This is a genomic window from Stenotrophomonas sp. STM01, from assembly GCF_014852135.1.
In the GTDB taxonomy this organism is placed as follows: domain Bacteria; phylum Pseudomonadota; class Gammaproteobacteria; order Xanthomonadales; family Xanthomonadaceae; genus Stenotrophomonas; species Stenotrophomonas capsici.
In genome coordinates, this window is record NZ_JACVBA010000002.1 from 492,396 (window position 1) to 513,318 (window position 20,923).

Here is a 20,923-nt window from a genome sequence, read left to right on the forward strand (position 1 = left end):
CATGACCGCTGGAAACCTGCTGTTGCTCTACGCCGGCCTGTCGATCCTGGCACTGATCGTGCTGATCGCCCGCTTCCGGCTCAATCCCTTCATCAGCGTCACCCTGGTCTCGGTGGGCCTGGCCCTGCTGGCCGGCATGCCGGCCCCGGAGATCCTGCCCGCCTACGAACAGGGCGTGGGCAAGACGCTGGGCCACATCGCGCTGATCGTCGCGCTGGGCACCATGCTCGGCAAGATGATGGCCGAGTCCGGCGGCGCCGAACGCATCGCGCGCACGCTGATCGCCCGCTTCGGCCCGAAGAACGTGCACTGGGCGATGATGCTGATCGCCTTCTGCATCGGCCTGCCGATCTTCTTCGAGGTCGGTTTCGTGCTGCTGATCCCGATCGCGCTCAACGTCGCCCGCCGCACCGGCGTGCCGCTGCTGCTGGTCGGCCTGCCGATGGTCGCCGGGTTGTCGGTGGTGCACGGGCTGGTGCCGCCGCATCCGGCCGCGATGCTGGCCGTGCATGCCTACGGCGCCGACGTCGGCCGCACCGTGTTCTATGCACTGCTGGTCGGCCTGCCCACCGCGGCACTGGCCGGCCCGGTATTCGCCAGGTTCGTTGCACCACGGGTGACGCTGCCCGCGCACAATCCGATGGAAGCGGCACTGCTGGACGAAGGCCACAGCCGCATCCCCGATGACCAGCTGCCCGGCTTCGGCATCACCCTGGCCACCCTGCTGCTGCCGGTGCTGCTGATGCTGCTCGGCGGCTGGGCCGACCAGATCGCCACGCCCGGCTCGCCGCTCAACCACGGCCTGCGCTTCATCGGCCACTCGGTGGTGGCGCTGCTGCTGGCCACCTTGATGAGCTTCATCACCCTGGGCCTGCTGCGCGGCTTCAACCGCGACCAGATCCTGAAGTTCTCGCAGGAGTGCCTGGCCCCGACCGCGGCGATCACGCTGCTGGTCGGCGCCGGCGGCGGCCTCAACGGCATCCTGGTCCACACCGGCGTGGCCAGCGAGATCATCGGCCTGTCACAGCGCTTTGACCTGTCCCCGCTACTGATGGGCTGGACCATGGCCGCGCTGATGCGCATCGCCACCGGCTCGGCCACGGTCGCCATGACCACGGCATCCGGCATCGTCGCCCCGATCGCCGCGGCGATGGGCTACGCCCACCCGGAACTGCTGGTGCTGGCCACCGGCGCCGGCTCGGTGGTGCTGTCACACGTCAACGACGGCGGCTTCTGGCTGGTCAAGGAATACTTCAACATGAGCGTGGCCCAGACCTTCAAGACCTGGACCGTGCTTGAAACCCTCATCTCCGTCACCGCGCTGCTGCTGGTGATGGGCCTCTCCATGGTGCTTTGAACCATGTCCCAGAACACCTTCGACATCGTCTACGAACTGCGCCAGCGGCTGCATGAGTTCAGCCCGGTGGAAGCCCGCATCGCCAACGCCATCCTCGCCGACGTCGATGCCGCCGCGCAGTACGGCGTCAGCGAACTGGCCGAACGCGCCGAAGTCAGCGCCGCGGCCATCTCACGCTTCGCCAAGGCGCTGGGCTGCGAACACGTGCGCGAACTGCGCGCGCGACTGGCCTCGGCCAGCGCGGTCGGCAAGCGCTTCCTCGAACAGCAGAACGCACCGCCGGTGTCGGCGCTGTACGCGCAGATCTGCGACGACATCCAGGAAAGCCTGCGCCACAACATCGCCAACCTGAAGGAAGACGTGGTGCAGGCGCTGGCCGATGCGCTGTGCAGCGCGCGCATGATCCACATCTTCGGCCTGGGCGGCTGTTCCACCGTATTCGCGCAGGAGCTGCAGAGCCGGCTGGTGCGCTTCGGCCGGCCGGTGTCGGCGTGCAGCGATGCACTGATGATGAAGATCATCGCCGCCACGCTCGGCCCGGACGACCTGGTGCTGGCCCTGTCGGTCAGCGGCATCACCCCGGAAATCGTCTCGGCGGTGGACATCGCGCGTACCTACGGCGCGCGCGTGGGCGCCATCACCCAGGCCGACACCGCGCTGGCCGAACGCAGCGACTGGCTGCTGCCGATCCAGATCGAGGAAACCGATTTCGTGTTCAAGCCCTCGGCATCGCGCTACGCGATGATGCTGGCCATCGACGTGCTTTCCACCACCACCGCGCTCAATGGCGCCAATGCCAACCACGAGCACCTGCGCCGCATCAAGCTGGCGCTGGACCGCCACCGTGGCGGCGACTCGCGCCTGCCGCTGGGTGATTGATCCATGCATGACGTACTGATCCGCAACGCGCTGGTCCTGGATGGCAGCGACACCGCCGGCGTCCACGCCGACCTGGCCATCCGCGATGGCCGCATCGCCGCCATCGGCCAGCTCGATGCCCCGGCCCGCGAGGTGATCGACGCGCAGGGGCTGGCGCTGGCGCCAGGCTTCATCGACGTGCACACCCACGACGACCTGGAGGTGATCCGCAACCCGGACATGCGCAGCAAGCTGTCCCAGGGCGTGACCACCGTGGTGGTCGGCAACTGCGGCATCAGCGCCAGCCCGGTGCGCATCCACGGCGAGGTGCCGGACCCGATGAACCTGCTCGGCGAGGCCGACGATTTCCGTTACGCCGATTTCGCCAGCTACCGCGATGCCGTGCAGCACGCCCGGCCGGCGGTCAACGTGGCCGCACTGGTCGGCCACACCGCGCTGCGCCAGAACCACATGGACCGGCTGGACCGTGCCGCCAGCGCCACCGAGATCAGCGCCATGCGCGCACAGCTGCGCGAAAGCCTGGCGCAGGGCGCACTGGGCCTGAGCAGTGGCCTGGCTTATGCCTCCGCCTTCGATGCCCCCTCCGCCGAAGTGGCCGAGCTGGCCGCCGAGCTGCCGGCCGGCGGCCTGTATGCGACCCATCTGCGCGATGAGTTCGCCGGCATCCTGGCCGCGATGGAAGAAGCCTTCGACGCGGCGCGGGCACCGCAGGCCGGCGTGCGCGTGTCGCACCTCAAGTGCGCCGGCATCGACAACTGGGGCCGCAGCCACCAGGTGCTCGATCGCCTGCAGTCCGCCTCGGCCACGCAGGATGTCGCCTGCGACTGCTACCCCTATGCGGCCAGCGCATCGACGCTGGACCTGAAGCAGGTCACCGACGCCTACGACATCCTGATCACCTGGTCCGAGGCCGAGCCCGGCCAGGGCGGACGCCTGCTCGCCGAGATCGCCGCCGACTGGAACCTGTCGCTGATGGACGCCGCGATCCGCCTGCAGCCGGCCGGCGCGGTCTACCACTGCATGGACGAGGCCGACGTACGCCGCATCCTGGCCCACCCGCTGACCATGATCGGCTCCGACGGCCTGCCGCGCGATCCCCGACCGCACCCGCGCCTGTGGGGCACGTTCCCGCGCGTGCTCGGCCACTACGCACGCGACGAACAGCTGTTCCCGCTGCATACCGCCGTGCACAAGATGACCGGCCTGCCCGCCTCGCGCTTCGCGATGGGCGCGCGTGGCCAGCTGCGTGCCGGCTGGTGGGCCGACCTGGTGCTGTTCGACCCGGCCCGCATCCGCGACACCGCCAGCTTCCATGACCCGATCCGCGCGGCCGAAGGCATCGCCGCGGTCTGGGTCAACGGCCAGCTGGCCTACGACGGCCGGCAGGTCGTCGCCCGGCCGGGCCGCTTCATCCGCCCCGAGCCGGCGCCGGCCCCCTGATTGCAATCCAACCGAGGAACCCCCCATGAGTGACATCACACGCTATGGCGCCGAAGGCGGCGTCGGCCAGGGCAAGCAGCACATGCCGTTCTCGCGCGCGGTCCAGGCCGATGGCTGGCTGTACGTGTCCGGGCAGGTGCCGATGCGCAACGGCGAACTGGTCGGCGGCACCGTCACCGAACAGGCCCACGTGGCCATCGGCAACGTGCTGGAGATCCTGGCCGAGGCCGGCTATGGCCCCGAGCACGTGGTCCGCTGCGGCGTCTGGCTGGACGATGCCCGCGACTTCTACGCCTTCAACGGCGTGTTCAAGCACTACTTCGGCGAGCACCCGCCCGCCCGCGCCTGCGTGGAGAACCGCATGGTGGTGGACTGCAAGGTGGAAGTGGACTGCGTGGCCTACAAGCGCCCGCAACGCTGAATCCGCTGCCCGTACCGGTATACACGCCGGCACGGCAGGGACCAGTGCCATCGGGCCCGGGTTGATCTTGGCCGCCAGTCACGACAAAGTCGCGGATTGTCTGGTTGAGGGGCCTGCCCATGATCCATCTTGATGCCGTACAGACGGTGGCCTTCGCGGGCCTGACGCTGTTCGCGGGATATGCGCTGTGCCGCGTCATCCCCTTCTTCCGCCGCTACAACCTGCCTGAACCGGTGGTTGGCGGCCTGCTGGTCGCGTTGGCGGTGTGGTGGGCCCATGGACAACAGACCACGCTGTTCGAGCTGGACACCACGCTCAAGACACCGCTGATGGTGGCCTTCTTCACCACCCTGGGCATCAATGCCAGCGTGCGCCTGCTGCGCGTCAGCGGCAAGCAGGTGATGTTGTTCCTGCTGATCGGCAGCGTGTTCGCGGTGCTGCAGAACCTGATCGGCATCAGCGTGGCCAAACTGTTCGGCCTGAACCCGATGTTCGGCGTGCTGGCCGGCTCGGCCACGCTGACCGGTGGCCCGGCCACCGGCCTGGCGTTCGCGCCCCTGTTCGAGAAGGCAGGCCTGGCCGGTGCCGAGAGCCTGGCGGTCACCGCCGCGATGGCCGGCATCATCTGCGGCGGCCTGGTGGGTGGCCCGGTGATCACCGTGCTGATGCAACGCTTCAAGGTGCAGCACCCGAACAAGAAGGTCACCGAAGCCGAGCAGCTGGCCGAGGAATCGGTGGTGGTGCGCTACCCCAGTGAATCGGCCCGCGAGTTCGACGCACTCAAGAGCATCGTCGTGCTGCTGATGGCGATGTGGCTGGGCGTCTGGGTCGGCAAGGGCTTCGAAGGCATCGGCCTGACCCTGCCCACCTACATCGGCGCGATGCTGGTCGGCGCGGTGATCCGCAACGTGGACGACTACACCGGCTGGGTCAAGCTGTCGGTGCCGACCACCGACCTGATCGGCAACATCTGCCTTGCGCTGTTCCTGGCCATCGCCCTGATGGACCTGAAACTGTGGGAACTGGCCGGCATGGGCCTGCCACTGCTGGTCAACCTGGTCATCCAGGTGGCCGTGGTCGCGTTGTTCGCGGTGCCGATCTACTGGCTGATGGGCCGCGACTACGACGCGGCGGTGATGGGCGGCGGCTTCATCGGCTTCATGCTCGGCACCACCGCCAACGCGATGGCGGTGATGCGCCGCCTGGCCCAGCGCTATGGCCCGGCACCGCGTGCATTCCTGGTGGCACCGCTGGTGGGCGCGTTCTTCATCGACTTCATCAACGCGCTGATCATCACCGGCTTCCTGAACTTCTGGCCGCACTGAGCGGCCGGTTCCGTGCGCCACACCCGTGCCCATGGGTGCGGGTTGGCGCGACAATGGCCAATTCCGTCCACCGCGTGCGTTTCCCCCGATGACCGCATCCGCTGCCCCCCTTGCCACCGGCCATGACCTGATCATCATCGGTGCCGGCGTGGTTGGCCTGGCCAGTGCCTACGCCGCTGCACGGCGCGGCGCATCGGTGTTGCTGGTGGACCGCAACGCCGGTCCTGCGCTGGGCACGTCCTTCGCCAACGGCGCGCAGCTGAGCTACGTCTACACCGACGCGATGGCCGGCCCGGCCACGTGGGGGCAGCTGCCGCAGATGGCCTTCGGCCGCAACGGCGCATTCCGCACGCACTGGTCGGCGGACCTGGACTTCGTGCGCTGGGGCCTGTCGTTCCTGCGCCAGGCCAATGCCGGCGCACTGCGCCGCAATACGCTGGCCACGCTGGAACTGGCGCTGGAATCGCGCCAGGCCATGCAGGCCTTGCTGCAACGCCATCCCATCGCGTTCGAACACGTCGTCTCCGGCAAGCTGCACCTGTATCCCAGCACCGAGGGTGTGCAGGGCGCGGCCGGCATGATCGCGCTGAAGCAGCCCTACGGCGTGCACCAGCGGCTGGTCGATGCCGAGGAGGCACGCCGCATCGAACCGGCGCTGCACGGCGCGCCGTGGCTGGCCGGCGCGGTGTACTCGCCCGAGGAGGAAGCCGGCGACCCCTACCTGTTCAGTACCGGATTGCAGGACATCCTCACCGGCCAGTATCCGGTGCAGGCCGCGTTCGACTTCGACACCCGCGCCCTGCAGCGCCGCGACGGCCAATGGCAGCTGCAGGCCGCCGACGGGCGCCGGGCGCAGGCACCGCGCGTGCTGGTCTGCGCCGGCATCGACAGCGCGCGCCTGCTGCGGCCGGCCGGCATGCGCGTGCCGGTGATGGCGATCAAGGGGTACTCGTTCACCGCGCCCTGCGGGGCCAACGCGCCGCAGGTCAGCATCACCGACACCAAGCGCAAGCTGGTGTTCTGCCGGCTGGGCGAGCGCATCCGCGTAGCCGGCCTGGCCGACCTCAACGACTGGGACCCGGCGCCCGATCCGACCCGCATGGCGCAACTGGTCGCCATGGCCCAGGCCTCGTTGCCGGAAGCGGCGGACTACACACGCATCGAAAGCCGCTGGGCGGGCCTGCGCCCGGTCACGCCGTGGACCTCGCCGATCATCCGCAACCTCGGCGATGGGCTGGGCTGCAACATCGGCCACGGCATGCTCGGCTGGACCCTTGCGATGGGCAGCGGCGAACGCGCGGTCAGCCAACTGCTCGGCGCGCCCTGAGTCGCGTCAGCGTTCGCCGATCTGGTCCATGCGGATGCGGTTGGCGAACAGCGAGAACGCCAGCGCGCCGGCCAGGCCATTGGCGCGGGTGATCCAGTGCGGCAGCCAGCGCGGCGGTGCCAGCACCCCGGCCTCGAACAGCGGCGCCAGTGCCTGCGCGTCGCCCAGCGTCATCTTGCCGGCGAACAGCCAGCGGCAGACCTGCAGCTTTTCCTCGCGCAGCATCTGCCGGAAGAAGGTATGCACCGAGACCAGGCCACGCAGGTACACCGTGTCCTTGGTGAAGGCCGCGCCCCCGCCGGTAGGCACGCCACGGAACACGCGCTGGGCCGAGGAGAAGCTCTCCTCGGCGGTCTGCCCGGCCTGGCGGAAATACTCGAACACCTGGATGAAGTCCGCGCCGTCGCGCGCCATCGCGATCGCCTCGATGCGCAGGCTGATGCGCTTTAGCCGCTGGATGTCGATGCTGCCGGTGATCTGCTCGGCGAACGTGGCCAGGCCTTCCTGGGTGGTGGTGATGCGCGGCGAGGACAACGCCAGGCTCGGCAGCACCGCCTGCTCGCGGCCGTTGAGTGCGGTCAGCGAATGCACCAGCGCTTCATGGTGGAACAGCTGCGCGCGGTCATAGGCGCTGAAGCAGGCACTGGTGCGCACGCGGATGCGGGTGGCGCCGGCGGCGGCCTTGGCGATCAGCGCCGGGTCCAGTTCGACGCTGATCACCCGCCCGCCGAAGAAGTCGTCCAGGTCCCCCTGCAGCTGCAACTGCAGCGCGATGGACGACACCGGCACCTGCTCCTCGGGGGCAAGCAGTTCGTGGTCCAGCTCCTGCGCGATCTGGATGAAGTGCTGTGCGGCCTCGCGCGTGGTCGGGCCGTTGCCGGGCATCGGCTGCTCGGGCACGCCGAACAGTTCGGTGGAGTAGCGGTCCACCTCCGGCGTTCCCAGCGCTTCGAGCAGGCGCGCGGCAAGGTCCCAACTGCGCGCGGAGTCCTGCACGTAGGCACCGAGCGGGTGGCTCCCATCACACTGGCCCAGGATCGCGTCCAGCTCGCGCCGTGCATCACTGAAATCCAGCCGGGGGTAGGCCACCTGCGGCAGTTCGGGCCGGCCACGCGCCACGCTCTGCAGGAACGGCGCCTGCGTCGATGCCGGCCAGCTGGTCAGGCCGAGCAGGCGGATGCCGCGCACCGCCTCCACCATGCGCGCGTCCAGTGCCGCGTGGTGGGTGATGGCCGGGTCGTGGTTGCGGATGGTCTTGCCCATGGTTGCCTCGAACATTGCCCCGTCACCGGCCGCGACGCTCAGCGCCGCTTGCCCTTGCCGACCGGGCGCCACTGCGCGCCACGGCCGCTGTTCCTGCGCTCGCTGGCCTGCTCGGCCTGGCGCTGCGCCAGCTTGGCCGCGGCGATGGCCACTTCCTCGCGCAGCTTGAAGTAGTTCAGTACCCGGCTCTCTTCGATCTCGCCGTTCTCGATCGCCTCGCGCACCGCGCAGCCGGGTTCCTGCTGGTGCGCGCAATCGCGGAAACGGCACTGCGTGGTCAGCGCCTCGATGTCGGCGAAGCCGCCCTCGGAAAGCATCTCCTCGCCGGTGGGCTTCAACTCGCGCATGCCCGGGGTGTCGATCAGGCAGGCGCCGGTCGGCAGCGGCATCAGCGCACGGTGCGTGGTGGTGTGGCGGCCGCGCGAATCGTTCTCGCGCACGCTGTTGGTCTTCATCCGGTCTTCGCCCAGCAACGTGTTGGTGAGCGTGGATTTGCCGGCGCCGGACGAGCCCACCAGCACCACGGTGTTGCCCGGCTGCAGCCAGGGCTCCAGCGCGGCCACGCTGGCCGGGTCCTTGCCGTTGATCGCCAGCAGCGGGATCTGCTGGGCGGCCAGGTCTTCCAGCACGGCCAGCGCGTCTTCGCTGTACTCGGTCTGGTCGGCCTTGGTCAGCACCACCACCGGTGCCGCGCCACCACCGCCCACCAGCAACAGGTAGCGCTCGATGCGGCGGGGGTTGAAGTCCGCATCCAGCCCGCAGACGATGAACACCGTGTCGATGTTGGCCGCGATCACCTGCTGGTGGTAATGCTCGCCGGCCGCGCCGCGCTTGATCGAGGTGCGCCGCGGCAGCAGCGCGACGATGCGGATGCCGTCCAGCAGCACCCAGTCGCCCACCGCCGCGCGCTCGTGGCTGGGGAAGCGCGGCCGCTGCCATTCCGGCGGCGATTCGGTCTTCAGGCTGTGCTCCGGCGCGTCGGCCACCACGTAGCCGGAACGATGCTGTTCGATCACCCGCCCCGGCCGGGCCTGGGGGTGCGCGGCGAAAGCGGCCTGCCAGGCCGGGTCCTCGGGAGCGCCGGGCCAGGGCCAGCCGATGCTGCGGAGCGGGGTGAAATCGAAGGCTTCTGTCATCGGGCAATTCTACAAGGCCAGAGCGACCGCTCCCGGACCCGCCCCTTCCGTTGCGCTGGAAGATAGGGGGAACGGCGACGGCCACGGCCAGAGCGCCCCCTCCCCGGCCCTCCCCTTCCGCTGCGCTGCAAGGGTGGGGGAAGCCCTTCGGAACGGTTGCGGCACGGGGCGTTGGTTCGCATTGGAACCTTCGCCCCGCAACGCAACAATTCCGCTACCATGCAGGCTCCATGCCCTTGATGGCCCTGCAGAAATGTCAAGCCCCGCCAAACCGCTCGCCACCCGTGAACGCCTGTCCGAAGTCCGCTACGAGATCCGTGGTGAGCTGGCCCGGCGAGCCCGCGAGCTGGAGGCCCAGGGCCGCAAGCTGATCAAGCTCAACATCGGCAACCCCGGCAACTTCGGGTTCCGTGCGCCTGCGCACCTGCAGCACGCCATCGCCGACGACATGGGCCGCACCGACCCGTACACCCACCAGCAGGGCCTGCCGGTGGCACGCGAGGCGATCGCCGCCGCCTATGCCCGCCGTGGCGCCCCCGATGCGGTGGCCGACCGGGTGTTCCTGGGCAACGGCGTGTCCGAGCTGATCGACCTGTCGCTGCGCGCCCTGCTCAACCCGGGCGACGAAGTGCTGGTGCCCTCGCCCGACTACCCGCTGTGGTCGGCGGCCACCATCCTCAATGACGGCCGCCCGGTCTACTACCGTTGCAAGCCGGAGAACGGCTTCCTGCCCGACCCGGTGGAGATCGAGACGCTGGTGTCCTCGCGCACCCGCGCCATCGTGCTGATCAACCCGAACAACCCGGCCGGCGCCAGCTACCCGCGCGAGCTGCTGGAAAAGATCGTCGCCATCGCCCGCAAGCACAACCTGCTGCTGATGGTGGACGAGATCTACGACCAGATCCTCTACGACGGCGCGCAGTTCCAGCCGGTCGCACCGCTGGCCGGTGACCACCCGTGCCTGACCTTCAGCGGCCTGAGCAAAGTGCACCGCGCCTGTGGCTGGCGCGTGGGCTGGATGCTGCTGTCCGGCGCCGCCGAGCGCCTGGGGGAGTTCCGTGCCGCGCTGGACCTGCTCAGCGCGCTGCGCCTGTGCGCCAACGTGCCCGGCCAGTACGCCATCGAGGCCGCGGTCAACGGCCCGGACACCATCACCGAGCTGTGCTCGCCCGGTGGCCGCCTGTACGAGACCCGCCGTGCGGTGATCGACGCCTGCGCCGCCAGCGAGCACCTGTCACTGGTCGCGCCGTCCGGCGCGCTGTATGCGTTCCCGGCGGTGGTCGGCCCGGCCGCGCAGGGCTTCGACGACCACGACTTCGCCCTGCAGCTCATGGAGGAGGAAGGCGTGCTGGTGGTGCCCGGTTCCAGCTTCAACGTGCCCTACCGCAACCACTTCCGCGTGACCCTGCTGCCGGAGGCCGGCGTGATGCGCGAGGTATTCGGCCGCATCGACAAGCTGCTGGCCCGCCGTGCCGAAGCGGTGACCAAGGTGGTCCCGCTAAAGGGCCGCGCCGCCGTCGCCCGCGCAGGGTGAGCCGCGTGAGCGGAATCTCCGGGGCCAGCATCGAATCGGCCGCACCGCGTTATCTGGCGCTGGGCGATTCCTACACCATCGGCGAAGGCGTGCCGACCGAAGGCACCTGGCCGTTCCAGTTGGCCGCCGCGCTGCGCGCGGACGGCATCGCGCTGGCCAACCCGGAGGTGATCGCCACCACCGGCTGGACCACCGACGAGCTGGCCGCGGCCATCGATACCGCCGCGCCGCAGGGCCCGTATGCCCTGGTCAGCCTGCTGATCGGGGTCAACAACCAGTACCGCGGCCGCCCGCTGGCCGAGTACCGGCAGCAGTTCGAGCAATTGCTGCAGCGCGCGATCGCGCTGGCCGACGAGAATCCGGCGCGGGTGCTGGTGCTGTCCACGCCGGACTGGGGCTTCACCCCTTATGCGCAGCACAACGGCCGCGACGCGGCGCAGGTCGCCCGCGAGATCGACGACTTCAACGCCGCCGCGCATGCCTGTTGCGGCGATTACGGCGTGGCCTTCGTCGACATCACCCCGGCCAGCCGCGACGGCGGCGCGGAACCGGCGATGCTGGCGGACGACGGGCTGCATCCTTCCGCGCGGATGTACCGGCGCTGGATGGAACAGGCCCTGCCGGTGGCCAGCGCACTGCTCAAGGCGCCCCCCGCCGCGTGACCGGGCACGGTGCCAAGGTAGCCCTGTCGGCCGAGGATGCCCGCGCCATCGCCCGCGCCTTCGCCCCCGTCAGGCCCTGGGGCAACCGCTGGGACTACTACTACACGCTCTCCAAGTTGCGCAGCGACCCGTTGTATCCCGGCGTGCTGGACGCCCTGCGCGGCACCCGCGCGCCGGTGCTGGACATGGGCTGCGGGCTGGGCCTGCTGGCCCACGCATTGCGCCGTGACGGCCAGCACCTGCCCTATCACGGCGTGGACAACGACGCGGCCAAGGTCGACCGCGGCCGTGACGTAGCCGCGCGCAGCGGCCTGGACGCCACCTGCTTCGAACGGATGGACCTGGCCACCACCTTGCCCGAGCACCGCGGCAGCGTGGCCATCCTCGACGTGCTGCAGTACCTGCCGGCCGCGGCCCAGGCCCACCTGCTGCAACGTGCCGCGGCCATGCTCGATGACGACAGCCGGCTGGTGATGCGCATGGCGCTGGCCGACCACACCCGGCGCGGACGGATCTCGCGGCTGGGCGACCGCGCCGCCCACCTGATCGGCTGGATGCAGTTCCGCCCCCGCCACTACCCCGACGCCGACAGCCTGCAGGCACAACTGCAGCAGGCCGGGCTGTCGGTGCGCATCACCCCCCTGTACGGGCGTACCCCGTTCAACAACTGGCTGGTGGTGGCGCAACGCAGTTGAGGCACGACTCAGCCGTTTGCGCCGATAATCGCCCCATTCCATTCCTGCCGCCCGACCGGGCCGGCACACCAACGAGATCCACGTGAAGAGAACCTACCGCCTCGACATCGAAGGCAAGCATCCCGACCGCCTGCTGGAAGCCAGCAAGCACGACATCCGCAAGTACATCAAGCGCGAGCGCGGCAAGACCCTGCCCGCCGGTGCCGATGTCTGGGAGTTCGACAGCAAGGCCGGCGTCGACGAAGCCAGCGCCGAGCCGGTGGAATTCGGCACCCTGATCCGCGCGGTGGACGCACTGGTGGCCGCCGGCAACACGCAGTTCTACGTCGAGGTGGTCAGCAAGCCCGGCAAGCGCACCCCGCGCCCGAAGCCCGAGCCGACCCCGGAAACCTCGCCGGAAAGCGATTTCGAGGATTGAAACCGGTCGTGCCGGGCCCTGCCCGGCAACGCCCCGGCGGAGCATGGCTCCGCCCTACGGGTTCGGGGCTGGATCCGGCCTGGCATTCGCCGCCGCGCGCAGGCGGTCCTTCTTGCTCGGCCGGCGGCCCTTGATGCCGCCGTTGTCGGCGGCCACCACGCTGGCCTGCACCGGTGCGTCCTTCGGCGCGAAGCCGTCCCATTCCTCCAGCGCCACCTGCATGCCGTTGCGCTTGCCGATCAGGCGCCAATGCGCCAGCGCATCGGCATCGACGAAACTCACCGCCAGGCCCTTTTCGCCGGCACGGCCGGTTCGACCGATACGGTGCAGGTAATCGGCCGGCGAGCGCGGCAGTTCGTAATTCACCACCACCGGCAGACGCGCGATGTCGATGCCACGCGCCGCCACGTCGGTGGCCACCAGTACCCGCAGCTGGCCGTCCTTGAAATCCTGCAGCATGCGCACGCGCCGTCCTTGTGACTGGTCGCCATGCAGCGCCTGCGCACTGATGTCGGCGGCACGCAGCTGCGCGGCCAGGCGGTCGCTGTCACGACGGCTGCCGACGAACACCAGCACCTGTGTCCAACCCGGGTCGTCCAGCAGCGACAACAGCAGCTCACCGCGCCGGCCCGCATCGACGCGGATCGCCCGCTGCGCGATCTCCGGTTGCGCCTGGTCGCGGATTTCCACCCGCTGCGGATCGCGCAGGCCGGCCGCGGCCAGCGCCGCGATGTCCGGCGGGAAGGTCGCCGAGAACAGCAACGTCTGCCGGCGCACCGGCAGCTCGGCCAGGATCTGCCGCAGCTCGTCGCCGAACCCGAGCTCGAGCAGGCGGTCGGCTTCGTCCAGCACCAGCAGCTGCACCTGCCCGAGCGAGAGCGCGTTGTGCGCCACCAGGTCGAGCAGGCGCCCGGGCGTGGCCACCACGATGTCGGCGCCGCCGCGCAATGCCATCAGCTGCGGATTGATCGACACCCCGCCCACCGCGCACACCAGGTGCGGCCGACGCGCCATCTGCCGGCCCAGCGTGTTGAACACATCGCTCACCTGCAACGCCAGTTCGCGCGTGGGGACCAGCACCAGTTGCAGCAGCGGGCGCGGCTTGCGCGCCTGGCCCATGGAAAAACGCTGCAGCGCCGGCAGCACGTAGGCCGCCGTCTTGCCCGAACCGGTCGGCGCCAACGCCACCAGGTCACGCCCTTTCACGATCAGCGGCACCGCCTGCTGCTGGATCGGCGTGGGTGCGGCATAGCCGGCCTGCTGCAATGCCTGCTGCAACGCAGGCAACACATAGGGCGAGAGGCCGAGCTGGGAGAAAGGCATCGAACGGGATTCCGGGAAAAGACGGGATGCGAGTCTACGCGCTTGCCCGTGGCAGGCGTGCCTGCAGGCCCCGCGCCTGCAACTGCTCAAGCACGCCCTCGATGATGGCCAGGTTGTGCCCGTGCGCAGACCCTTCATGCAGCAACACGATCGCGCCGGGCCGCAGGTCGGCGGCAATCCGACGCACCACGTCCTGCGGCTGGCAGGCCACGCCGTCGAAACCGCGCGCGCTCCAGCCCACCCGCGTGAGCCCGTGGCGCTTGAGCGCGGCGGCGACGAACGGGTTGGTCATGCCCACCACTGAGCGGTACCAGCGCGGCGGGCTGCCGGCCAGTTCGCACAGTGCCTGCTGGCATCCCTGGATCTGCGCCGCCATCGCCGCCGGGCCCAGTGCCCAGAACCGCGCCTGGGGGTGGGAACGGCTGTGGTTGCCGATGCCGTGGCCACGGCGCAGCACCTCGTGTACCAGCGCCGGCCGTGCCTGCGCACGCTCGCCGACCATGAAGAAGGTGGCCTTGGCCTGGTAGCGATCAAGCAGGTCGAGCACGGCCAGGGTGTCGTCCGAGGGGCCATCGTCGATGGTCAGCCACACGTCCGCGCCCGCCACGCGGCTGACCACCGGGGCGTAGAAACGGCTGTTGGGCAGGAACACCGGCACCACGAACAGCGCATGGCTGGCCAGCAGCAGCGGCAGCCCCCAGGCCCAGCCCAGCACCCACCAGGCCAGTGCCACCAGCCCCTGCGAAACCACCAGCCACGGCACCCAGCGCCAGGGGCGCACGGGAACGCGATACAGGGTTTCCTTGGCGGTCATGCCCGGGGGTGCCTCACAGCGTAGAATCGGACATTGTCACAGACCACTTCCACGAGTTCACGATGTCCCTGGATCCCGCCCTGCGCTCGCGCATTGAATCCATCCTCGGCGCCAACCGCGTCGTCCTGTTCATGAAGGGCCAGCCGACCATGCCGCAGTGCGGTTTCTCGGCCAAGGCCGTCGGCGCCCTGCAGGACCTGGGCGTGGAGTTCGCCCACGTCAACGTGCTGGCCGACCAGGAAATCCGCGAAGGCATCAAGGCCTATGGCGACTGGCCGACCATCCCGCAGCTGTACGTGGGCGGCGAACTGGTCGGCGGCAGCGACATCATCCTGCAGATGGCCAACAGCGGTGAGCTGAGCAGCCTGCTGGGCGTGGCCGCACCGGACCGCACCCCGCCGACCATCACCGTCACCCCGGCGGCGGTGGAAATGCTCAAGGGCGCGCTGGCCGACGCCCCGGGCAGCGCCCTGCAGCTGAGCATCGACGCGCGCTTCCAGCCGAACTTCCAGCTGGCCCCGTTCGACGCCAACGCCATCGCCGCCGAGTCCAACGGCCTGCGCGTGCAGTTCGACGTTTCCAGCGCCCGCCGCGCCAACGGCATCACCATCGACTGGGTGGACGACATCCGTGGCCAGGGCCTGGCGATCAACAACCCGAACGCACCCCGGCCGGTGCAGGAGCTGGACGTGCGCAGCGCCGATGACCAGCTGCGTGCCGGCGCCATCACCCTGGTGGACGTGCGCCCGGCCGACGAGCGCGCGATCGCCGCGATCAACGGCCCGTTCGAAACCTTCGACGGCGACAACCGCGCCCGGCTCGAAGCCCTGCCCAAGGACACCCCGCTGGCGTTCCTGTGCCACCGCGGTGGCCGCAGCGCGCAGGCTGCCGACCATTTCCATGGCCTGGGCTTCAGCAACGTGTTCAACGTCACCGGCGGCATCGATGCCTGGTCGGAGAACGTGGACAACAGCGTGCCGAAGTACTGATCACCGCGATCAGGCTGCACGACAGAAAACGCCGGCAATGCCGGCGTTTTTCATACCTGGTGGCGTGCGCCGGTCAGCCGGCGAAACCGCCCTCGGCCAGGAAGTGCAGTTCTTCCGGCGTGGGAATGCGGCCCAGCACCGCATTGCGGTGCGGGAAACGCCCGAAGCGGCGGATGATGTCGCGATGCAGCTCGGCGTACTTCAGGTATTCCAGGTCGCCCAGCACTTCGAACATCGCCACCGAGCGCTCCTGGTCATGCGGGTCTTCCGAATGCTCGAACGGCAGGTAGATGAAGGCCCGCAGCTGCGGGGTCAGCTCGCGGTCCAGGCCTTCCTCGATGGTGCGCATGGCGTAATGCCGGGCCAACCCATCGGTGGCATAGGAGTGCGCGGTGCCACGGAAGCAGTTGCGCGGGAACTGGTCGAGCAGGACCTGCAGGGCCAGCGCGCCCTCGGCGGTCTGCAGCCACTCCTCGCAGCCACGGCGTGCAGCCTGCCAATGCAGGTCGAGGAAACGCTGGCCGAACTCGGCGTCGAACGCATCGTCCCGCGTGAACCAGCGTTTCGGCCCGGCCGCACGCCAGAACTCCACCACAGACTTTGCCGTTTCCATTTCCTTCCCCAGAACCCTGCCCGTATTCAGGCAGCGGTGTTCCCTGCCATAACCCTGTCGCCTTGGCCGGAAGCCGCGCCGACGTGGTCGCTAGCTTAATGGCCCGCAGCAGGGCTGGGTATGACCAACTTGTGAAATAACCGAACCGGGATTGAGACGTACGCCGCATAACCGGGCAACTTGACGGCAAATTTTGAGATAGGGTTCTAACCTTTGAGAACATACGGACCCGGAGGGGGCCTGCATGCGCATCGGAATTGTGGTCGACTCTGCCTGCGACCTGCCCGTTGGATACCTGCAACGCAACAATCTCGTCCTGCTGCCCATCACGGTACGCATCGGCGACACGATCCTGCCGGACAACCGCGACGAAGAGGCCACCCTGGCCTTCATCAAGGGCCCGCTCAGCGACCAGGGCGCCGAGGCCGAAACCACCCCCTACAGTTCCGAGCAGATCCGCGACCTGTTCCTGCACCGCCTGGTGACGGACTTCGACCAGGTCTTCTGCATGACCATCACCCGCACCCGCAGCCCGCTGCATGACAACGCGGTGCAGGCCAGCTACGCCATCCTCAGCGAGTACAAGCCGATCCGCCAGGCCGCCGGCTACAACTCGCCTTTCAGCCTGCGCGTGATCGATACCCAGAACCTGTTCGCCGCCCAGGCGGTCAGCGCGGTGGAGGCGGTGCGCCTGCGCGACAGTGGCGCCACCGTGCCGCAGATGCGCGAGCGGCTGGAACTGGTCGCGGCCAACGTGCACGGCTACATGATCACCCGCGACCTGTACTACATGCGCGCCCGCGCCCGCCACAAGGGGGACCGCAGCGTCGGGCTGTTCAGCGCGGCGCTGGGCAGCGCGCTGGACATCAAGCCGGTGCTGCATGGCTACCGCGGCAACACCGAGCCGGTGGCCAAGATCAAGGGCTTCGACAACGCGGTGCAGTCGCTGTTCGGCTTCGTCGGCAAGCGCGTGGCGGCCGGGTTGATGACGCCGGTGGTATGCGTGAGCTACGGCGGCCCGCTGGAAGAACTGCGCACCCTGCCCGGCTACCGCGAGCTGCGCGACACCTGCGACCAGCACGGCGTGACGCTGATGGAAGCGCTGATGAGCCTGACCGGCATGGTCAACGTCGGCAAGGGCGCGGTGACCATCGGCTTCGCCGACGGACCACATGCTTTCTCGGCCTGATCCGCCGCGAATCGTGTACGGAATCACGACGCCCTTCGTGCAAGACTGCGCCACCTGAAAGGAGACTCCCATGCCCGTGTATTCGATTTCGCTGCCTGATCCGAGCAAGGCCCGCGGCAGCGATCCGCGCCTGTCCTTCACCGCCAGCGGCGCCGACGCTTTCGCCGAGCAGTTGCAGGCGGCGCTGCGCACCCCGGAGCTGTTCGAGCGCTGGAAGGCCACCCAGGACGAGCCCGATGACGTGGATCCGTCCCTGGGCGCCACGGACCCGGCCGCCACGGTCACCGGCCAGCAGGCCGACCTGCGCATCAACCTGCAGGCCACCACCACGTTGGCGGGCGATCTGTTCAAGCATCGCCTGCGCCTGCTGGCCGGCAGCAACTGGGAACTGCGCGACGTGCGCTGAGCCTTGGGCACGCCTGTCCTGTTGTCCTGGAGCGGCGGCAAGGATGCCGCCTGGGCCCTGCACGAACTGCGCCAGCGCGACGAGGTGGAGGTCGTCGCGCTGCTGAGCATGCTGACCGAGGGGTATGACCGCGCGTCGATGCAGGGCGTGCGCCGCGAGGTGCTGCAGGCCCAGGCCGAGGCGGCCGGGCTGCCCCTGCTGGAGGCGTGGATCCCACAGGCCTGCGACAACACCCTGTACCTGCAGCGCATGGCCGACGCCCTGCTGCAGGCACGGCTACGTTGGCCCGGCCTGCACATCCTGGCGTTCGGCGACCTGTTGCTGGAGGACATCCGGCGGTGGCGCGAACAGCAATACACACCGCTGGGCTGGCAGACGGTGTTCCCGCTGTTCGGCCGCGACACCGCACAGCTGGCGCGGCAGATGATCGCCGGCGGCCTGCGCGCCCGGTTGTGCTGCGTGGACAGCCAGCGGCTCGACCCCGGGTTCGCCGGCCGGGCGTTTGATGTCGCCCTGCTCGATGCCCTGCCCGGCACGGTCGACGCCTGCGGCGAGAACGGCGAATTCCACACCTGCGTCAGCGACGGGCCGATGTTCCTGCACCCCCTCACCCTGCACCAAGGACAGACCGTGCTGCGCGATGCGCGCTACGTCTATACCGACTTCCACCGCTAGCGCCGCCCTGGCGGTACCGCCTGCGACCGCACGGCGCCACGGGGGGCTTCCGTCAACAGGCGACCGGCCCGCCCAGTGCCCCGCGCACCATCACCCGGTTGCGGCCGGCGTGCTTGGCCGCATACAACGCGGCGTCGGCATCGGCCAGCAACTGCCCGCTGTCCGGCATGACCGGGGGATGCAGGAATGCCACGCCGATGCTGATGCTGACCGGCCCCTCCGGCAGGCGCAGGGCCTGCACCGCCACCCGCAGCCGTTCGGCCAACGCCAGCACCCCGTCCAGGTCGCACCCTGGCACGATCACCGCGAACTCCTCGCCGCCATAGCGCGCCACGCGGTCGGCCGCGCGTTGCACGGTCGCCTGCAACTGCGCCGCCACCGCCTGCAGGCAGCGATCTCCCGCCGGATGGCCATGCGCATCGTTGAATGCCTTGAAGTGATCGATGTCCACCAGCAGCAGCGCCAGTTCGGTGCCGCTGCGCCGGGCCCGGTTCCATTCATTGCGCAGCGTCGCATCGAACTCGCGGCGGTTGGCCACGCCGGTGAGGCCGTCCTGCCGCGCCAGCTGGTCCAAGGCCGCCTGCCGCTCCAACAGGTGGATCTGCAGCAGCATGCTGCGCAGGCCGAACCCCAGCGTGGCGACCACGAAGCCGGCCAGGGCCAGCGGCCGTGCATGGTCCACCACCAGCGTGCCGACCACCAGCAGCAACAGCGGCAGGATCATCGGGCCACCGGCCTGCACCAGCCGTGACAGGCGCGAGTGCCGTGCCGGCGCCGGTACCAGTGCAGGCGCCGGCGCAAGCGCAAGCACCCCCAGCAGCAGGAATGGCAGGTCGATCAGCAGGTCGTTGTAGGCGCCGAAGGCGTCCTCCGACGTGAAGTGGTTGATGTAGCCGGCCACCAGCAGATAGGCCACCGCGTACAAGGCCAGCGCCCGGAAGAAGCTGCGCCGCTCGGGCACATCGCCGGCCAGCCACCGCACCACCGCGAAGCCGGCGATGCACAGGTTCTGGATGTCGAACATGTAACGCATGTTGGCCATCGCGTGTTCGTCGACATCGATGCGACCGGCGAAGAACCCGGCATGCACGAAGAACAGCACGCCCAGCAGTGCCGCCATCGCGGCGTCGATCAGGCTGATGCTCAGGCGCTCACGCCGCGCGCGGGCCAGGATGAACACCAGTGGCACGCCATACAGCACATACAGCAGCAGGCTGACGCGCGGGGTGACGTCGGCACGGCCCGCGCCCAGCGCATCGACCATGTTCAGGGCCATGCCACCGGCCCACAACAGCAACGCCAGTGCGGTGGCGCGCCAACCCGGTGCCGCGCGGTCACGCCGTGCCCGCCACAGGCAGGCCCCGGCAGCCAGCAGCGGTGCGAGCGTCAGGAACACGAACGAACCCGCGCCGGTCTCCCCCGGCCACAGGGTCATGACCAGGGCATGACAGGCCACATACAGCAGAACCAATACCACCGGCATGCATCCCCCGTCGACCAGGCCGCATGCACGGACGATAGCGCGGCCGTCGCCACGACCGCGTGATCCACACCCCCGAATGGCGTGCCGGCGAACGGCCGGCACCCATGTACCGCCGGGAACCTCGGGTCCCCGCCCCTCAGCCCTTCAGCGCGCGGGCGTGATGGACGATGTGCTCGCCGATGAAGCTGGCGATGAAGTAGTAGCTGTGGTCGTAACCGGGTTGCAGGCGCAGGGTCAGCGGATGGCCCACGGCGGCACATGCCGCCTGCAGCAACTGCGGACGCAACTGGGTCTGGAGGAATTCATCCGCGTCCCCCTGGTCCACCAGCAACGGCAGGCGCTCGGCTGCGTCGGCCACCAGTGCGGTGGCGTCGTACTGCTGCCACGCCATCGCGTCTTCGCCGAGGTAGGCGGTGAATGCCTTCTGCCCCCACGGCACCTGCGACGGTGCCACGATAGGCGAAAACGCCGACACGCTGCGGTAGCGCCCCGGGTTCTTCAGCGCGACAGTCAACGCGCCGTGCCCGCCCATCGAATGGCCACTGATCGCACGCGCGCCATTGGCCGGCAGGTTGGCTTCCACCCAGGCCGGCAGCTCGTCGACGATGTAGTCGTACATGCGGTAGTGCCGCGACCACGGCTCGCGCGTTGCATTGACGTAGAAACCGGCGCCCTTGCCGAGGTCATAGCCCTCGGCATCGGCCACCGCCTCGCCGCGCGGGCTGGTATCCGGGGCGACGATGATCACCCCGTGTTCGGCGGCATAGCGTTGCGCGCCGGCCTTGGTGATGAAGTTCTGCTCGGTGCAGGTCAGCCCGCTCAGCCAGTACAGCACCGGGCACGGGCCGTGCTCGGCCTGCGGCGGCAGGTACACGCCGACCGTCATCTCGCAGCCGAGCACGTCCGATGCGTGCCGGTAGACATCCTGCCAGCCACCGAAGCAGGCGCGGTGTTCGATGCGTTCGGCCGCCATC

At 69.3% G+C, this 20,923-nt stretch carries 21 protein-coding genes; 14 read left to right on the forward strand and 7 right to left on the reverse strand.

The window, feature by feature from the left end; translation table 11 throughout:
• The first annotated feature begins 1 nt into the window (after position 1).
• The 6 genes from IB227_RS12105 to IB227_RS12130 all read left to right on the forward strand — a co-directional run bounded on the left by IB227_RS12105 (position 2) and on the right by IB227_RS12130 (position 6,749).
• Positions 2–1,357: a gluconate:H+ symporter gene (locus tag IB227_RS12105; protein ID WP_192287603.1), complete on the forward strand. Its 1,356-nt coding sequence runs from the start codon at positions 2–4 to the stop codon at positions 1,355–1,357.
• 3 nt (positions 1,358–1,360) lie between these two features.
• Positions 1,361–2,236 (forward strand): MurR/RpiR family transcriptional regulator, encoded by an 876-nt coding sequence (locus tag IB227_RS12110; protein ID WP_132865568.1) that lies wholly within the window; start codon positions 1,361–1,363, stop codon positions 2,234–2,236.
• Positions 2,237–2,239: 3 nt separating this feature from the next.
• On the forward strand, positions 2,240–3,676 hold the full coding sequence (locus tag IB227_RS12115; protein WP_192287604.1) for a D-aminoacylase: 1,437 nt from the start codon (positions 2,240–2,242) through the stop codon (positions 3,674–3,676).
• Between the two features lie 25 nt (positions 3,677–3,701).
• Entirely contained in the window at positions 3,702–4,097 is a 396-nt protein-coding gene (locus IB227_RS12120) for a RidA family protein (RefSeq protein WP_192287605.1), read from the forward strand.
• Between the two features lie 119 nt (positions 4,098–4,216).
• Positions 4,217–5,422, forward strand: coding sequence for a sodium/glutamate symporter (gene gltS, locus IB227_RS12125; protein WP_192287606.1), 1,206 nt, complete (start codon positions 4,217–4,219; stop codon positions 5,420–5,422).
• A gap of 88 nt (positions 5,423–5,510) precedes the next feature.
• The gene (locus IB227_RS12130) at positions 5,511–6,749 is read left to right on the forward strand and encodes an FAD-dependent oxidoreductase (RefSeq protein WP_192287607.1); all 1,239 of its coding nucleotides are present in this window, start codon (positions 5,511–5,513) and stop codon (positions 6,747–6,749) included.
• A gap of 6 nt (positions 6,750–6,755) precedes the next feature.
• Here IB227_RS12130 and IB227_RS12135 read toward each other — a convergent pair whose 3' ends face one another.
• On the reverse strand, positions 6,756–8,027 hold the full coding sequence (locus IB227_RS12135) for a flavohemoglobin expression-modulating QEGLA motif protein (RefSeq protein ID WP_225591809.1): 1,272 nt from the start codon (positions 8,025–8,027) through the stop codon (positions 6,756–6,758).
• Between the two features lie 23 nt (positions 8,028–8,050).
• Positions 8,051–9,148, reverse strand: coding sequence for a ribosome small subunit-dependent GTPase A (gene rsgA / locus IB227_RS12140; protein ID WP_192287608.1), 1,098 nt, complete (start codon positions 9,146–9,148; stop codon positions 8,051–8,053).
• A 253-nt stretch (positions 9,149–9,401) separates the two neighbouring features.
• Here rsgA and IB227_RS12145 point away from each other — a divergent pair, with 253 nt between their 5' ends.
• The 4 genes from IB227_RS12145 to IB227_RS12160 all read left to right on the forward strand — a co-directional run bounded on the left by IB227_RS12145 (position 9,402) and on the right by IB227_RS12160 (position 12,457).
• The gene (locus IB227_RS12145) at positions 9,402–10,682 is read left to right on the forward strand and encodes a pyridoxal phosphate-dependent aminotransferase (RefSeq protein WP_192287609.1); all 1,281 of its coding nucleotides are present in this window, start codon (positions 9,402–9,404) and stop codon (positions 10,680–10,682) included.
• 5 nt (positions 10,683–10,687) lie between these two features.
• Positions 10,688–11,344: an SGNH/GDSL hydrolase family protein gene (locus IB227_RS12150; protein WP_192287610.1), complete on the forward strand. Its 657-nt coding sequence runs from the start codon at positions 10,688–10,690 to the stop codon at positions 11,342–11,344.
• 23 nt (positions 11,345–11,367) lie between these two features.
• The gene (locus tag IB227_RS12155) at positions 11,368–12,039 is read left to right on the forward strand and encodes a class I SAM-dependent methyltransferase (protein WP_192287931.1); all 672 of its coding nucleotides are present in this window, start codon (positions 11,368–11,370) and stop codon (positions 12,037–12,039) included.
• Between the two features lie 82 nt (positions 12,040–12,121).
• Entirely contained in the window at positions 12,122–12,457 is a 336-nt protein-coding gene (locus tag IB227_RS12160) for a DUF6172 family protein (RefSeq protein WP_192287611.1), read from the forward strand.
• A gap of 54 nt (positions 12,458–12,511) precedes the next feature.
• On the opposite strand, the gene IB227_RS12165 is transcribed toward IB227_RS12160, so the two are convergent.
• On the reverse strand, positions 12,512–13,780 hold the full coding sequence (locus IB227_RS12165) for a DEAD/DEAH box helicase (RefSeq protein WP_192287612.1): 1,269 nt from the start codon (positions 13,778–13,780) through the stop codon (positions 12,512–12,514).
• A 34-nt stretch (positions 13,781–13,814) separates the two neighbouring features.
• Positions 13,815–14,594 (reverse strand): polysaccharide deacetylase family protein, encoded by a 780-nt coding sequence (locus IB227_RS12170; RefSeq protein WP_192287613.1) that lies wholly within the window; start codon positions 14,592–14,594, stop codon positions 13,815–13,817.
• A 62-nt stretch (positions 14,595–14,656) separates the two neighbouring features.
• Between IB227_RS12170 and grxD the strand changes: the two genes are divergently transcribed.
• Positions 14,657–15,583, forward strand: coding sequence for a Grx4 family monothiol glutaredoxin (gene grxD, locus IB227_RS12175; protein ID WP_192287614.1), 927 nt, complete (start codon positions 14,657–14,659; stop codon positions 15,581–15,583).
• A 73-nt stretch (positions 15,584–15,656) separates the two neighbouring features.
• On the opposite strand, the gene IB227_RS12180 is transcribed toward grxD, so the two are convergent.
• The gene (locus tag IB227_RS12180; protein WP_132865580.1) at positions 15,657–16,196 is read right to left on the reverse strand and encodes a DUF924 family protein; all 540 of its coding nucleotides are present in this window, start codon (positions 16,194–16,196) and stop codon (positions 15,657–15,659) included.
• A gap of 244 nt (positions 16,197–16,440) precedes the next feature.
• Here IB227_RS12180 and IB227_RS12185 point away from each other — a divergent pair, with 244 nt between their 5' ends.
• The 3 genes from IB227_RS12185 to IB227_RS12195 all read left to right on the forward strand — a co-directional run bounded on the left by IB227_RS12185 (position 16,441) and on the right by IB227_RS12195 (position 18,466).
• Positions 16,441–17,385 (forward strand): DegV family protein, encoded by a 945-nt coding sequence (locus IB227_RS12185; RefSeq protein ID WP_192287615.1) that lies wholly within the window; start codon positions 16,441–16,443, stop codon positions 17,383–17,385.
• Between the two features lie 70 nt (positions 17,386–17,455).
• On the forward strand, positions 17,456–17,791 hold the full coding sequence (locus IB227_RS12190; RefSeq protein ID WP_132865584.1) for a hypothetical protein: 336 nt from the start codon (positions 17,456–17,458) through the stop codon (positions 17,789–17,791).
• A gap of 3 nt (positions 17,792–17,794) precedes the next feature.
• Complete coding sequence (locus IB227_RS12195; protein ID WP_192287616.1) at positions 17,795–18,466, forward strand: adenine nucleotide alpha hydrolase; 672 nt, start codon at positions 17,795–17,797, stop codon at positions 18,464–18,466.
• Between the two features lie 52 nt (positions 18,467–18,518).
• Here the strand turns inward: IB227_RS12195 and IB227_RS12200 are convergent, their stop codons facing one another.
• A complete protein-coding gene (locus IB227_RS12200; protein WP_192287617.1) occupies positions 18,519–19,949 on the reverse strand; it encodes a GGDEF domain-containing protein in 1,431 nt (476 codons plus the stop codon).
• 136 nt (positions 19,950–20,085) lie between these two features.
• A complete protein-coding gene (gene fghA, locus IB227_RS12205; RefSeq protein WP_192287618.1) occupies positions 20,086–20,922 on the reverse strand; it encodes an S-formylglutathione hydrolase in 837 nt (278 codons plus the stop codon).
• Position 20,923: the final 1 nt, after the last annotated feature.

Excerpts from the sequence above, each read along its gene's own strand:
- IB227_RS12165 (WP_192287612.1), bottom strand. The coding sequence starts at position 13,780 with ATGCCTTTCTCCCAGCTCGGCCTCTCGCCCTATGTGTTGCCTGCGTTG.
- IB227_RS12130 (WP_192287607.1), top strand. The coding sequence starts at position 5,511 with ATGACCGCATCCGCTGCCCCCCTTGCCACCGGCCATGACCTGATCATC.
- gltS (WP_192287606.1), top strand. The coding sequence starts at position 4,217 with ATGATCCATCTTGATGCCGTACAGACGGTGGCCTTCGCGGGCCTGACG.
- rsgA (WP_192287608.1), bottom strand. The coding sequence starts at position 9,148 with ATGACAGAAGCCTTCGATTTCACCCCGCTCCGCAGCATCGGCTGGCCC.
- IB227_RS12185 (WP_192287615.1), top strand. The coding sequence starts at position 16,441 with ATGCGCATCGGAATTGTGGTCGACTCTGCCTGCGACCTGCCCGTTGGA.
- IB227_RS12200 (WP_192287617.1), bottom strand. The coding sequence starts at position 19,949 with ATGCCGGTGGTATTGGTTCTGCTGTATGTGGCCTGTCATGCCCTGGTC.
- IB227_RS12115 (WP_192287604.1), top strand. The coding sequence starts at position 2,240 with ATGCATGACGTACTGATCCGCAACGCGCTGGTCCTGGATGGCAGCGAC.
- fghA (WP_192287618.1), bottom strand. The coding sequence starts at position 20,922 with ATGGCGGCCGAACGCATCGAACACCGCGCCTGCTTCGGTGGCTGGCAG.
- IB227_RS12180 (WP_132865580.1), bottom strand. The coding sequence starts at position 16,196 with ATGGAAACGGCAAAGTCTGTGGTGGAGTTCTGGCGTGCGGCCGGGCCG.
- IB227_RS12110 (WP_132865568.1), top strand. The coding sequence starts at position 1,361 with ATGTCCCAGAACACCTTCGACATCGTCTACGAACTGCGCCAGCGGCTG.
- IB227_RS12135 (WP_225591809.1), bottom strand. The coding sequence starts at position 8,027 with ATGTTCGAGGCAACCATGGGCAAGACCATCCGCAACCACGACCCGGCC.
- grxD (WP_192287614.1), top strand. The coding sequence starts at position 14,657 with ATGTCCCTGGATCCCGCCCTGCGCTCGCGCATTGAATCCATCCTCGGC.
- IB227_RS12190 (WP_132865584.1), top strand. The coding sequence starts at position 17,456 with ATGCCCGTGTATTCGATTTCGCTGCCTGATCCGAGCAAGGCCCGCGGC.
- IB227_RS12145 (WP_192287609.1), top strand. The coding sequence starts at position 9,402 with ATGTCAAGCCCCGCCAAACCGCTCGCCACCCGTGAACGCCTGTCCGAA.
- IB227_RS12170 (WP_192287613.1), bottom strand. The coding sequence starts at position 14,594 with ATGACCGCCAAGGAAACCCTGTATCGCGTTCCCGTGCGCCCCTGGCGC.
- IB227_RS12120 (WP_192287605.1), top strand. The coding sequence starts at position 3,702 with ATGAGTGACATCACACGCTATGGCGCCGAAGGCGGCGTCGGCCAGGGC.
- IB227_RS12105 (WP_192287603.1), top strand. The coding sequence starts at position 2 with ATGACCGCTGGAAACCTGCTGTTGCTCTACGCCGGCCTGTCGATCCTG.